Annotated in this window: 10 protein-coding genes and 1 tRNA gene; 10 read left to right on the forward strand and 1 reads right to left on the reverse strand. The window is 34.0% G+C overall.

Annotation, left to right across the window (positions count from 1 at the left end; translation table 11 throughout):
* Positions 1-29: 29 nt before the first annotated feature.
* The 6 genes from OXQ85_RS01775 to OXQ85_RS01800 all read left to right on the forward strand — a co-directional run bounded on the left by OXQ85_RS01775 (position 30) and on the right by OXQ85_RS01800 (position 8,258).
* Positions 30-1,394 (forward strand): DUF4403 family protein, encoded by a 1,365-nt coding sequence (locus tag OXQ85_RS01775; protein ID WP_267401974.1) that lies wholly within the window; start codon positions 30-32, stop codon positions 1,392-1,394.
* Between the two features lie 21 nt (positions 1,395-1,415).
* The gene (locus OXQ85_RS01780) at positions 1,416-1,916 is read left to right on the forward strand and encodes an RDD family protein (protein ID WP_267401975.1); all 501 of its coding nucleotides are present in this window, start codon (positions 1,416-1,418) and stop codon (positions 1,914-1,916) included.
* Positions 1,917-1,975: 59 nt separating this feature from the next.
* Positions 1,976-2,046, forward strand: a tRNA-Cys gene (locus OXQ85_RS01785).
* Between the two features lie 116 nt (positions 2,047-2,162).
* Positions 2,163-2,303: a hypothetical protein gene (locus OXQ85_RS01790; protein ID WP_267401976.1), complete on the forward strand. Its 141-nt coding sequence runs from the start codon at positions 2,163-2,165 to the stop codon at positions 2,301-2,303.
* 421 nt (positions 2,304-2,724) lie between these two features.
* Positions 2,725-2,997, forward strand: coding sequence for a hypothetical protein (locus tag OXQ85_RS01795; protein ID WP_267401977.1), 273 nt, complete (start codon positions 2,725-2,727; stop codon positions 2,995-2,997).
* Positions 2,998-3,716: 719 nt separating this feature from the next.
* A complete protein-coding gene (locus OXQ85_RS01800; protein WP_267401978.1) occupies positions 3,717-8,258 on the forward strand; it encodes a fibronectin type III domain-containing protein in 4,542 nt (1,513 codons plus the stop codon).
* A 993-nt stretch (positions 8,259-9,251) separates the two neighbouring features.
* Here the strand turns inward: OXQ85_RS01800 and OXQ85_RS01805 are convergent.
* Positions 9,252-9,683: a hypothetical protein gene (locus OXQ85_RS01805; RefSeq protein ID WP_267401979.1), complete on the reverse strand. Its 432-nt coding sequence runs from the start codon at positions 9,681-9,683 to the stop codon at positions 9,252-9,254.
* Between the two features lie 345 nt (positions 9,684-10,028).
* On the opposite strand from OXQ85_RS01805, the gene OXQ85_RS01810 reads away from it, so the two are divergent.
* From OXQ85_RS01810 to OXQ85_RS01825, 4 genes are read left to right on the forward strand one after another with little or no spacing between them, the layout of a single operon-like run.
* The gene (locus OXQ85_RS01810) at positions 10,029-10,568 is read left to right on the forward strand and encodes a YMGG-like glycine zipper-containing protein (protein ID WP_267401980.1); all 540 of its coding nucleotides are present in this window, start codon (positions 10,029-10,031) and stop codon (positions 10,566-10,568) included.
* A gap of 55 nt (positions 10,569-10,623) precedes the next feature.
* A complete protein-coding gene (locus OXQ85_RS01815) occupies positions 10,624-12,252 on the forward strand; it encodes a hypothetical protein (RefSeq protein ID WP_267401981.1) in 1,629 nt (542 codons plus the stop codon).
* A 50-nt stretch (positions 12,253-12,302) separates the two neighbouring features.
* Positions 12,303-13,373, forward strand: a complete 1,071-nt coding sequence (aroC, locus tag OXQ85_RS01820; RefSeq protein WP_267401982.1) for a chorismate synthase — start codon at positions 12,303-12,305, stop codon at positions 13,371-13,373.
* Positions 13,374-13,385: 12 nt separating this feature from the next.
* Positions 13,386-13,949 carry a thioredoxin family protein gene (locus tag OXQ85_RS01825; protein WP_267401983.1) on the forward strand — a complete coding sequence of 188 codons (564 nt, stop codon included), beginning with the start codon at positions 13,386-13,388 and terminating at the stop codon, positions 13,947-13,949.
* Positions 13,950-13,972: the final 23 nt, after the last annotated feature.

The raw sequence follows: 13,972 nt of genomic DNA on the forward strand, positions 1-13,972 counted from the left end.
ATTACTTTCGCTTATTAAAACATAAAGACTTGAAATTCATCAAAATATTATTTCTATTTACTTTTGCCTGTGTTTTCGGGCAAACAAGTGTAAGTACGCAGCCAAATCCGTATAATTTTCCGAAGATAAAATCCAGCATTACAATGCCGGTGACCATTCCTCTTTTGGAGATCAGCAATATGATCAACGCTTCGGTGGGCGATCTCATTTATCAGGACGATTCTTATACCGATAATAATAACGATCAGTTTAAAGTAAAAGTCTGGAAAACCCGAGCTATACGTCTTGTGGGAGGAACGAATAATAATTTATTAATCGAAGTTCCGCTGAAGATCTGGGCAGAAAAAGGCATAGGAACGTTGGGCGTTTACAGCTATCAGAATACAACGTTTGAAACGGTGATGTCTTTCAATACGACCTTAAATTTTAAAAACAACTGGACGATTACCACTAAAACGCAACCCAACGGTTTCAGATGGGTGACCAAGCCGGTGCTTGATTTCGGGAGAATTCAGATTCCGATTACTTCTTTGGTGGAAAAAAGTTTGAAGGAACAGCAGGTGAAATTTAGCCAGACCATTGATCAGCAAATGGCGACACAGCTTAATTTTCAAAAATATGCGGTGATGGCATGGAATGTTTTTTCACAACCGTTCAATATTTCGGAAGAATATAATACGTGGCTGAAAGTGACGCCGATTGCTGTCAATATTACACCATTGAAATTTTATGGAAATCAGATCAATACCAACTTAGGAATTGACGTATACTCTGAAACCTTTACAGGAGCGAAACCAGCAGCTTCTCCAACAATAAATTCTGCGGCTAATTTTAATTTTTCACAGAATTTGGCAGATCAGTTTTCGCTTCAAACTACGGCGAATATTCCTTTTACAGCAGCTAGCAATATTGCAAGGCAGACTTTTTTGAATAAAGAGTTTGATATTCAGAACTCAAAGGTAAAAATAACGGATATTCGCGTCTACGGAATTGATGATAAAATTATGATTGAAGCCCAAACAGAAGGTTATATTAAAGGAACCGCGATTATTTCGGGAATTCCGATATATGATGAAATGAAAAGGAAAATTGTGTTGTCGAATACAAAATTCAAGCTGAAAACGATGAATATTTTGCATAAAACGGCTTCGGTTTTGTTTCAGGGGAAAATTGTAAAAATGATTGAGCAGGAATACGGAATTCCGACTCAGGAATTAGAAGAAAATGCTAAAAAAAGTATTGAAGATGCATTTAACAAAGAATATTATAAAGGGTTAAAAATGAACGGCAGAGTTTTCAATTTAAAGCCCTCTAAAATACTTTTAACCTCAACAGGAATCACTGCTGTGATTGATACTAATGCTTCTTTAAAATTATTATTAAACGGAATGTAAAAACTTAAAACTAATAACAACATGAGAAAATATTTAAAAATTGTTCACAACAATCAAGCGTCAAAAGGCAGTAGATTTGCCAATTATCTAATAGACATCATTGCAATATCTGTTATCAACCTCATTTTATCAACTGCAAGTATTCTACTTTATAATATGACTTCTATTAATTTCTTTTACTTTTATAATAACGGAGGATTTTTATGGGAATACCTCAGCGGAAGTTTTGTCATATTAATTTATTATTATTTGTGGGAAAGCTTAACCGACGGTCGATCTCTTGGGAAGCTCGTTACTAATACAAAAGTAATTAGCATAGATGGTGAAAAACCAACAAGACAGCAAATACTTTATAGGTGTTTATCTAGAGTTGTACCGTTTGATGCTATTTCATTTTTAGGAGGAGGCAATGGTTGGCACGACAACTGGAGCGACACCAACGTGATTAATATTAAAAATTATGAAGCTGAAATTCAGATAAAAAGTGAAATCGACAGCTTGGGTACTAAAGAAATTGCTTAAAAAAATTTGGTTGAATAAAGAATTTTACTATATTTGCACACCTCAAAAATGGTAAAAACGGTGCTTTGGCCGAGCGGCTAGGCAGTGGTCTGCAACACCATCTACAGCGGTTCGAATCCGCTAGGCACCTCAGAAACCTCTAATCTTATGATTGGAGGTTTTTTGTTGATTATTCCTGACCATTCATTAGCACAATTTTAAATTCGATCACTTTTTGTATATTTAGGAAGATCTAATAACAATATTATGAATTACAAAGTATTACACAACTTATTTTTAGATTCTTTAGAACAAGAAGTTAACGAATACATCCTTCAAGGATGGCGCGCAAAAGTAGGAATTGTGGTTACAGATAAAGGATTTTATCAGGCCCTTTCAAAAGTATAACAATTTTTCTATATTTTCTTAAAGCACAATTTAATGACGTTTTTTATAGTGATTATTACACAAAATCCTCAACCGAAGCCAAGGATTAAAATTTGAAAGATATTATAATAAAGTGTTGTTCTATCATATTCAACCACTATGCCAGTCAAGGTTATATTCATGTAAAAATGAATTTTTGTGGTATTTTTTATCTACAAATATTTTTTTATATAATTTTTTAAATCAAAATAAGAAAAGTACACAAACAAAACAACCTCCTGAGAACAGGAGGTCATAAAAACACAAATGATGAAAAAAAACGTCTCTTAGTAAGAGACATTGCAAATATACGAAAAAAAACCCTAATTAGTGAATACTATGCTTTAAATCATAATATAAAGTTTAGCATATTAATAATTTTATCGCACACAAAATTATTAATATGACGATTATAACTATTGAAACCACAAGTATTAAAATCTGTAAAAACAGTGGCAGCTATCTAAAAAAAGACAATTTACACATTTTAAACATCTATCATTTCCTAATGAACATCGGAAAAAATGCTTTTAAAAAGATTGAATTTAATTTTGATACAGAAAGAAAAATTTTCTATGTAAAAGATGTAAGGGGGCAAATTTTCCCGGATTATTATAACTTTATTTCAGAGGTAGAAAACAGCAGATACAATTACTTATTTGATTTCGACTATTAAAAACAAAAAAAATCCTCAGACTTCTCTGAGGATAAAAACTAATAACCATGAAAACTCAAATTAAACATGAGTTACATAACTACATTGAAAAATTGTGCCAATTTTATTTCAAATTCCCACTTTAAGAATATTTTAATAAATTTTAAATATTTTTAATAAAAAATTAACCTTTGAAATCAGTTTTCAAACTAAAAAATTCTTGGGCAGTACATAATTCTATCTATTTCTTTGACGATACAATTTATCTTAATAAGTGAACCTGATTTATCACAACGGCAATTTTTCGAGACTAAATAAATTTGAATGATTAGAAATGATTAAGCGTATTTTATGATTTTTATTGAAAGAAAACAAAATATATCAATATTATTTCAATTGAAAATATAGTAAAATACAAGCTGTTTTTATCATAATTCTTCAATCCCAATTTCGGGAATCATTTATAAGAAATAGATACCTGTTTAGTCCAAACAAGCTATAAAACACTGAATATAAAATCATTAAACAACAGAAATAAATTACCGATTAAGCGTTTGTTTAAATTCTCACAAATATTAGACTTAAAAAATTAATGTTAATCCCGCTTTTAGATAACAGTTTCAATAATTTTCAACCAGAAAGATTTATAAATTTTACAAAAAAAACCTCGCCACGTATACTAAAAATAAGTAAAAAACGATTTAAATTTGTAAGATTAATATAAATAACAACAACAACTTATGAAGAAACTCTCTACTATTTTAGTACTTCTTCTGTGCCTTCTTGACATTGGACTCGTCCCCAATGCCTATGGTCAGGCCACATCATTACCGTACAGTCAGGACTTTTCTACAGCCAACGACTTTACTTTTGTAAACGGAACGCAAACCAATGTTTGGTACTATGGTACCGTAGCCGGTAACCCTGGTGGTTCTATTTACATTACGAACAACGGCGGAACTGCGAATGCATATTCTACAGGTAGTACATCTGTATCTCATGCATACAAAGATTTTACAATTCCGGCGGGATCTACTTTGGCTACCTTTATGTTTGATTGGAAAGCCAATGGTGAAAGTACATACGATTATTTAAGAGTTTGGATGGTTCCAAGCACTTATACTCCAACTGCAGGTACTGCTATTACTTCAGGTGGTGGAAGAATTCAGGTTGGAGGATACTTCAATCAGGTGACGACTTGGCAATCGTATACAAATTACGCTCTAAACGTAAGTACTTTTGCAGGAAATACGATGCGTCTTGTTTACGAATGGACGAATGACGACTTATTTGGAACGCAGCCGCCGGCAGCAGTGGATAATATTTCATTATTAATTCCAACTTGTTTCCAGCCTTCTGCACCAGCAACTTCTGCAATTGGACCTAACACTGCAACGATTGGTTGGACAGCACCAACAACAGCACCAGGAAACGGATACGAGTATTATTTATCTACAACGAATACTGCGCCTACAGCAGCTACGACAGGAACAGCAGCTCCCGCAACATCGGCAGTTTTACCTTCGTTAACACCAAGTACAACTTACTATTGGTGGGTACGTTCAGTTTGTAGTGCAACAGACAAGAGTGTTTGGCTTTCGGGAGGAAACTTCAGCACAACACAGATTCCTGCTCCATTACCTTATTCACAAGACTTTACAACAAGTAATGATTTTGGATTTACAAACGGAACTTATACAAACAAATGGAATTACGGAACGGCAACGGGTAACACCGGAGGTTCTCTTTATATTTCAAATAATAACGGAACGGCTAATGCTTATACGATAACAAGTGAAGCTACAGTACATGCCTACAGAGATATTACAATTCCTGCAGGAGCAACAACAGCTATCTTCTCTTACGACTGGAAAGGACAAGGAGAAAGTACTTATGACTATTTAAAAGTATGGTTGGTTCCGACTACTTATACACCAACTGCAGGTACATTAATTACAACAGGAGGTGGAAGAATTCATGTAGGTGCAGATTATATCAACTTACAAGGTTCTTGGCAAAATTATATGAACCCAACGCTTAACATCAGTAGCTTCGCAGGAACTACCATGCGTTTGGTATTCCAGTGGAGAAATGATGGAAGTGGCGGAACACAGCCTCCGATTGCGGTGGATAATGTGAATTTATATATTCCAACTTGTAATGTGCCTACAGCGCTTACAGTAAATTCTCAAACTCCAAACGGAGCATCTTTATCTTGGACTGGCCCATCTCCGGCACCAGGAAACGGATACGAATATTATCTTTCTACAACAAACACGGCACCAACAGCTGCAACAGTAGGTACTGCCAATGCAGGAACTACAGCAAACCCTAGTGGTTTAACAGCTTATACTACTTACTATTGGTGGGTGCGTTCTGTTTGTTCAGGGTCTGATAAGAGTCTTTGGATGCCTGGGCCTGCCTTTACAACAGGGCAAATTGGTACAGGAACAGGGGTTACAACTTATCTTCCTGTATATTCTTACTACGGATATAACTATTCTCAACAAATCTATACAAAAGCTGAACTTACAAATGCTGTTGGAAACAACAACTTTATTACAGCGATCAGATTTTATGTAGCTACACCTCAAACACCTCAAGCAAATTATAATGAATGGGTGGTTTATTTAGGACAAACAACGCAAGCTAACTTCGCAACAACTACAAGCTGGGTTCCGCTTTCAGGTTTAACGCAAGTTTATTCAGGAACATTACCTAATATGACTGCAGGTACTTGGGTTGAAATTCCTTTAGCATCACCATTTATTTGGGATGGGAACAGCAATATTGTTGTTGCAGTTGACGAAAATTCAACAGGATATTCTGGTTCAGCAGCAAGTTGGGGAGGTTACACAGCTGGCGCAAACAGAGGTATTCTTTATTATGCAGATGGAACCAATCCAGATCCTGCAAGCCCGCCAACGGCAAGCAGCAGATATTCTGACATTCCTAGAATTCAGTTTAAAGGAGAACCTTTATTAGCGTGTACCACAAACCCGCCAAGCAACATTGCGATGGGTGCAGTTACAGCTTCTACAGCTACTGTGACTTGGACACCTGCATTAGGAGCTACTTACAACATCAGATATAGAGTTCAGGGTACAACTGCCTGGACAGCAGCAGGAACTGTAGTTTCTCCAGGAAACAGCATTACCATTCCAGGTTTAACAGAGCAGACGACTTACCAAGTTCAGATTTCTACAACATGTAGTGGTTCTACAGGTGCTTATTCTACTTCTACAGTATTTACAACACCTCCATTAACTTACTGTACAATGACAGGTAATGGAACGAATGATCATATTGCTAATGTTACGGTAACTTCTGCCAACGTAGGATTCTTACCAATGAGCAACACTACGGTTCAGAATAACTATACAAGCTATACTACTCCGGCTACTTTAATCAACCTTGATATTGGATCAATAGGAAACCAAGTTTCTGTTGGTAAAGGTTGGACAGGAACTACACAAAGTGATGCAGTATCTGTTTGGATTGACTTTAACAGAAACGGTACTTTTGAAGCTTCAGAACTTGTTTTGAACTCAGCAGCAAGTACTACAACTCCAGTTGCAGCGTATTTTGATGTTCCAGCAAGTGCATACAACGGACCTTTAACAACTACTATGAGAGTTGTATTAAGACGTACAAGTGCTCCGGTAATGTGCCAAACTCCTGTAGCAAACGGTGAGGTTGAAGATTATGCAGTAAGATTAAGACCATGTTCTACAGTGGTTCCGGCTGCGCCTACATTTACAACAATTACTCACAATTCAGCAGTAGTAAACTGGACGGCAGTAGCAAACGTAACTTATCAGGTAAGATACAGAAAACAAGGGCCACCAGCTGGAGCTTGGGAAACAGCTTATGCTTCAACGCAATTAGCAAACATTCCTTTAACGATTACAAACTTAGATCCTGCAACGATTTATGATGTAGAAATCGCAACAGTTTGTGGAGCTACGGTAGGAACATTCTCTCCTACAACATCATTCTCTACAAGATGTGATCCTACTCCACCAAGCATTACAATCTCTAATATCACAGCTTATTCAGCTACGGTAACTTGGGCACCAGTGGTTCCTAATGCTACGTATATTATGAGATACAGAATTGTAGGAAGTGGAGCTACAGGATGGAGCGCAGATATTGCATTACCAAATGCACCTGCCAACTCTTACGCACTTACAAGTTTAATTCCTTATACATCTTATGAGGTTCAGATTGCCAATCAGTGTGTGGGAGAAACTACTCCAAATCCTTGGTCTAATCCTAAAGTATTTATAACTGAAAGAATTTGTGACTTACCTCCTCCGGGACTTACCATCACAAACATTACTCCTACTACAGCAGCTGTAACTTGGGATCCTTTCCCGGGAGCAAGTTATATCGTGAGATATAGAAAAGTAGGTATTCCGAGCTGGACGAATATTCCTTCAAATACAAACACAGTTGTATTAACAGGATTAATAGAATTAACGAAATATGAAATGCAGGTTGTAAATGTATGTAGCGGAACTCCGGGTACATATACACCTCCATACTTCTTCACTACGCCAACAGTTGTTTACTGCCAAATGCAGTCTGCAAACGGAACAGCGAATTACATTTCAAATGTAACAGTGAAGCCAAATGGCAAGCCGGAAATGATTAATGAGACAACAGGTTCCACTTATTCAGATTATACTGGTGATCCAAAGAAATTCATTGAATTGATTCAAGGTTCTACAGGAAACGAAATTTCAATTTCTAAAAAACTTTCAGGAACAAACAACGATGCAGGAATTGCAGTTTGGATTGATTTCGACAGAAGCGGAACTTTCGATATTAACGAAAGAATCTTCGTGGCAGGTTTAGATCAAAATGAAAAAGTAACAGGTACATTCAATGTTCCGGCAGATGCTTTTGTAAGCTTAACAGACTATAAATATGTAGTAATGAGAGTAGCAATGCAGAAAGGCGGAATCCCTGTAAACTGTACAAATTTCCAGGATGGAGAAGTTGAAGATTACACCGTGAGAATTACTAAAAACCCGATTGCTAACCCAACAAACCAAACGGATATTTTAATTTATCCAAACCCGGTAAGCACGATATTGAATGTTAAAAACATTAGCCCAAGAGCTAATTATAAACTTTACAATGCGGGCGGGCAGGTGATCTCAACAGGAGTGATTTTGAACAACAAGATTGATGTAAGTAAATTGATAAACGGAGTGTACGTAATAGACATCGAAGATGTGAAAGGTACGGCTCAGAAAAAGTTCATCAAAGAATAATTATCATATCTAAATAATTAGTAAAGGCTCGGAAAATTTCCGGGCCTTTCTTTTTTATCAAAACTATAGTGGGATAGATTGGAAACTTCAGGAAAAATAAAATAAATCCGATTATGAAGCTATGTAATAATTTTAGTGGAATAGTTAAGTTTGAAACTTTTGAAAAAAAACAAAACCTCCCATATGATATGAGAGGTAAAAACACAAATGATGAAAAAAAAATTTTCGGGACAAATATAGATATTTTTTCTTAATAAACAGATTTTTCCAGTTATTTTTTATTTGATATTATTATGTAAGTCATTATACCTTATTGTTTAATAAATAAAAATTCCCTTCAACAGGGAATTTCAAAAGTAAAGGTGTGACATATATAAGGACTTTGTGTTCAAGTATATTCAAATTTAATCATATATCCATTTTTATTTTTATGATTCGGGTCATAAAACAAAAAAACCTCCCGAAGGAGGTTAAAAACACAAATGATGAAAAAAAATTATTAATTAGATAAATTAATACCTATCAATTAATTCTCACACAAATATAATTTTAAAACCATAATCAATTTATGATTGGAATCATAAATCATAATTCAATGAAATATTTTCATAAAAAAAGACAATTAAATTAATAATTGTCTTTTAAAGTAAATTTTGTGTTTGTGTAAATACTACCTGCGATCTCTTTTATACCTTTTCCAATAGGGAATATCAAAACCGTACGTTCGAAAACCATTCCTAAAATTTTTTCTTTTAAGAAGCTGATAATAGCCTAAAAGAACCAGCAGGATTGAAATCAGCATACAAGCAAATTTCATAATAAATGAATAGTCTTCAATCTCCATAGTAAAAATAGCATTAGATAAAATGGGAGAATAAATTTACAATTTATTTCTTGTAAATGTGAATAAAAAACTATTAAATATTTATGAAGATTAAAAATTTTCTCATTAAGTAGAGAAACACAGGAAGTTATAAATCAAACAAAGAAAAACTATTCTTCCCAAGCAATCGGGATATAAATTGTTACATATCCATCAGTATCCACCTGAGCATCTGACACCGTAGAAGTTACCGACCCATATCCTACCCAACCGCCTTGTCCTTGCATGGCATAAAATTCATACGTTCCTTCAGGAAGACCTTCTGAATAAGCAGGCAACAATTGAAAACCACCACCGTAATAGGTGTCGAAAGTCTCACCAGTTGTGGTATTGGTAGCAACAAAACTTCCAACATCATAATTTCCGGAAAGAACCTTAGTTCCACTTTTTGTCAAAAGACCGTATCTGATTTTATAGGTTTTTGATGCGCTTGCTTCTTTCGAGATCAGATTTCCGTTTTTCACAACATCTGTCGTCGTAAAAGAAGTCAACACTGTCGCAAACCCTACTATTGCAAGGCTTTTAATGATTGAAATATTCATAATAATGTAATTTGGTTAATTCAAAAGTAGAAATTTTATATGAATTAAAAGAAAATTCCGGATTAACTCAATGTTACATTCTCAATTCTTTTAAAATTGATTCAAATTTTAAGTTATTATGGTAAACAACTCTGTAAATTAAAAATCAACAAAATATAAACTATAATCGTTTCAAATAATTCAATATAAATAATATATCATATTCAATACATAAAATCAAAAACACATTTTAAGATAATTTTTAATTTTTTAACATTAGTTAACTCTGTTTTGGCTTTATAATTGAAAATACTTACACAATTAAATGTCATCAAGACTTTTAATTCACTTCTAAAAATTTGAATTATGAAACGTTTAGTGTTAACAGGATTTTTGTCAATATTTTTAATGACAGCCTGTAAAAAAGATGATCAGGTGGCGGAAAGATCTTTGGAGCAACAGAAAATGGAGTTCCAAATGAGACAGCTTGAAATTGAGAAACAGAAACTAGCCATTGAAAAAGAAAAAATGGCTTATGAAGCTCAGAAAAAAGCAGACAGCGTTGTTGAAGCTAAAAAGGCGAAGGAAGCGGCTGCGAGCAATGCTAAACCACAAGTGATAAGAGAAACGAAAACGATATACAGAGATAGAAATTCTTCAAGTTCAAATGGTAATTATGCCGATAACGGAAGCAGCTCTTCCCAAGGCACAACCAAGAAAAAAGGAATGAGTAAAGCCGCGAAAGGTACGATTATTGGTACAGTAGGTGGAGCCGCTGCAGGAGCTATTATTGCTAAGAAAAACAGAGGTCTTGGTGCTGTGATCGGCGGTGTTGTTGGTGGTGCCACAGGTTATACCATTGGTAGAGCCGGCGACAGAAAAGACGGAAGAGTACAGCCTAAATAATATATTATTTTCACGATAACTATAAAAGATTGCTTATTTTTAGGCAATCTTTTTTATGCTGTTACTATTTCTTTCCACCATTCTCATCATTCCGACCTTAATGGGATTGGGGAAAATTTTCATATTTTTTTCTGAGGAGAAAAGTATTTCAAGAAATATTTTAATCGGAATATTAGGTACAAGCTTATTATTAACAATCAAAGCATTTTTCGGAGCTATTGATTTTTATACTGAAATAATTACTTTATCAATAGGATTATTTTCCTTTTTCTACTATAAATTATATAAAGACTTTTATCAATTCTCGAAGAAAGAAATTTTATTATTGAGTACAGTTTCATTAATCATTTTATTCTGTTCTTCATTTCATCCTTATATATTAGATTATTTCGGATATTACGTTCCCACGATAAAATGGTTGAGAGAATTTGGAATGGTAAAAGGAATTTCAAACTTAGATCTTACACTTGGGCAAATGTCGATCTGGCATATTTTTCAGACCGGATTTTCACATTTTTCAGATCCTTTTTTACGGATGAATGGTATTTTATTAATCATTTATACCATATATGTAATAGAAAAGAAAAGCTGGATTCAACTATGCTTTATTCCGATATTATTACTTTTCTCACAATCGCCAAGTCCTGATTTACCCGTAATTGTTTTTTCACTAATTATTTTAAATGAAATTTTAAAAGGAAACAAAAATGTAAATTTCCTCTTTGCATTTTCAGTTTTTGTTTATGCCATCAAACCAACGATGATCTGGCTTCCGATATTGAGCTTCCTCTACTCTATTTTTATTATTAAATTGAATGTTAAAAATCTAATTCCGGGAAGTTTGATTTTAATTTTATTCTTCCTTAAAAATATATGGACTTTTGGCTATCCCATTTTCCCCGTTGCAATTGGAGATTTAGGAATATCCTGGAAACCCAATCCTGAAGTGTTGAAAATATCTTCGCAGTATGCTGTTTTGAAAACGTATGATATGCAGTATTCTTATTCGAAAATTCAGCAGTTTTCAGATTTTGATTATATTAAAAACTGGCTTTTCTTACACGGAATCAAATCAAAGATCAATATTTTATTTATTCTCAGCCTTTTAATTTTTATCATTTTTACATTCATTAAAAAAAATAAAATCCCTACGCTAATTTGTATTTCAATTATTATAAAAAGTATTTTAGTTTTATTATTTTCAGCACAATACAGATTTTTTATTGATGTATTTTTCGTGATTATTTTTGTTATGTTTTTTAATCTTATCAATCAGAAAAAATCAATTATACTATTTTCAGGTTTAAGTATATTTTTCGTTCTGTTTTTATCATTTCCGAACATTGTTCAAAAGTTGGTTCCGAGTTTTAGACTGGGAAATTACATGGCAAAATTCAATAAAGAACAACTTTACAAACCGTCAACTTACGAATACAATCAATACAATTCTTTCAACGTTGGTAATTTAAAATTCAATATATCAAATAATTATCCTTATAATTTTGATACAAAACTTCCCGCCATATCCACCAGTTTTATTTTTGATGATGTAAAGGCAAATATTTTTCCACAATTAATTGATGAAAATAATATTCAAAAAGGATTTATCTGGAAAAATTTAACACCAAAAGAGAAGAAAGAAGCGGAAAAAGTTATCAATAATATCAAAAACAACTATAAATAGAACAAATCCTGAAACTTTATTATCTGAAGAAAAAACGGTAATTTTGTATTATGTTCAATACTTTAGGTAATCTTCTCAGTCTTACAACATTTGGGGAAAGTCACGGTGTGGCTTATGGTGGAATCATCAATAATTTTCCGGCAGGTTTGGCGGTTGATCTCGATAAAGTTCAGTATGAATTAGATCGCAGAAAACCAGGACAATCCGCTATCGTGACACAACGAAAAGAAAGTGACACGGTAAAATTTCTTTCGGGAATTTTTGACGGAAAAACTACGGGAACCCCAATTGGTTTTATCATCGAAAACGAAAATCAAAAATCAAAAGATTATGATCACATCGCGAATTCTTATCGTCCAAGTCATGCCGATTTTACGTACGATCAGAAATTTGGGATCAGAGATTATCGTGGTGGAGGAAAATCTTCGGCAAGAGAAACTATTAATTGGGTAGTGGCAGGCGCTTTGGCGAAACAGCTCTTATCAAATATTGAAATCAACGCTTATGTCTCTTCTGTAGGCGATATTTTCTGTGAAAAACCGTATCAAGCTTTAGATTTTTCTCAAACGGAAAGCAATGAAGTTCGTTGTCCGGATGCAGAAACTGCAGAGAAGATGATCGCGAGAATCAAAGAGATCAAAAAAGAAGGAAACACGATTGGAGGAACCGTTACCTGCGTGATTAAAAACGTTCCTGTGGGAATTGGTGAACCTGTTTTCTCTAAACTTCAGGCTGAATTGGCAAAAGCAATGCTTAACATTAATGCTGCAAAAGGTTTTGAATATGGAAGCGGATTCTGTGGTGCAAAAATGACAGGAAAAGAACATAATGATCTTTTCAACGAAGATTTTACGACTAAATCTAATCTTTCAGGAGGTATTCAGGGAGGAATTTCCAACGGAATGGATATTTATTTCCGTGTTGCTTTCAAACCTGTGGCTACGATTATCAGACCTCAGGAAAGCATCGATAAAGATGGAAATCCTGTGATTGTGGAAGGAAAAGGCCGTCACGACCCTTGTGTTGTTCCGAGAGCAGTGCCTGTGGTTGAAAGTTTGGCAGCGTTTGTACTGGCAGATTTATTTTTAATTAATAAGACAAGAAATATTAATAATTTTTAATCAAATATAAAGATGAAAAATTACTGGGATAAAGGAATTTCTTTCGAGGAATATCTTGAAATCGGAAAACAAAGACTTGAAAATCCTGCTACACAACAGGAAATTGATTATAAACAATATTACGAACTGGGACTTCAGAGAATCGACAGAACTTTGAAAAAATTTATCCCAAATGAAGAGCAGTTGCAGGAACTTGCCGCTAAAAATTTCGATGGAAAAATTTTAATTATTTCTGAAGTTTGGTGTGGTGATGCAAGCTCTACTGTTCCTGCTTTGGTTAAATTTTTTGAAGGTAAAAATGAGGTTAAAATTTTCCTTAGAGACAGCGATAAAAGTTTAATCAACCAATTTCAAACCAACGGAACAGAATCTATTCCGAAAGTTATTATCCTGGATAAAGATTTTAATGTAAAAAATTCTTGGGGCCCGCGTCCTCAATACGGAAAAGAATTGTTGATGAAACATAAAGCAGATCCTGAAGGTTATCCGAAAGATAATTTCTATAATGATCTTCAAATTTATTATGCAAAAAATAGAGGAAAAGATGCTGTTCAGGAAATTTTAGAATTGCTTTAATTTAAAATAAAAATCCTTCGACT

The sequence above is a fragment of the Chryseobacterium sp. GM_Chr_2 genome (assembly GCF_026540445.1).
Classification (GTDB): Bacteria; Bacteroidota; Bacteroidia; order Flavobacteriales; family Weeksellaceae; genus Chryseobacterium.

Bases quoted from the DNA above. Each gene is read 5' to 3' on its own strand.
- OXQ85_RS01780 (WP_267401975.1), top strand. From the start codon at position 1,416: ATGAGAAAATATTTAAAAATTGTTCACAACAATCAAGCGTCAAAAGGC.
- OXQ85_RS01790 (WP_267401976.1), top strand. From the start codon at position 2,163: ATGAATTACAAAGTATTACACAACTTATTTTTAGATTCTTTAGAACAA.
- OXQ85_RS01795 (WP_267401977.1), top strand. From the start codon at position 2,725: ATGACGATTATAACTATTGAAACCACAAGTATTAAAATCTGTAAAAAC.
- OXQ85_RS01800 (WP_267401978.1), top strand. From the start codon at position 3,717: ATGAAGAAACTCTCTACTATTTTAGTACTTCTTCTGTGCCTTCTTGAC.
- OXQ85_RS01805 (WP_267401979.1), bottom strand. From the start codon at position 9,683: ATGAATATTTCAATCATTAAAAGCCTTGCAATAGTAGGGTTTGCGACA.
- OXQ85_RS01810 (WP_267401980.1), top strand. From the start codon at position 10,029: ATGAAACGTTTAGTGTTAACAGGATTTTTGTCAATATTTTTAATGACA.
- OXQ85_RS01815 (WP_267401981.1), top strand. From the start codon at position 10,624: ATGCTGTTACTATTTCTTTCCACCATTCTCATCATTCCGACCTTAATG.
- aroC (WP_267401982.1), top strand. From the start codon at position 12,303: ATGTTCAATACTTTAGGTAATCTTCTCAGTCTTACAACATTTGGGGAA.
- OXQ85_RS01825 (WP_267401983.1), top strand. From the start codon at position 13,386: ATGAAAAATTACTGGGATAAAGGAATTTCTTTCGAGGAATATCTTGAA.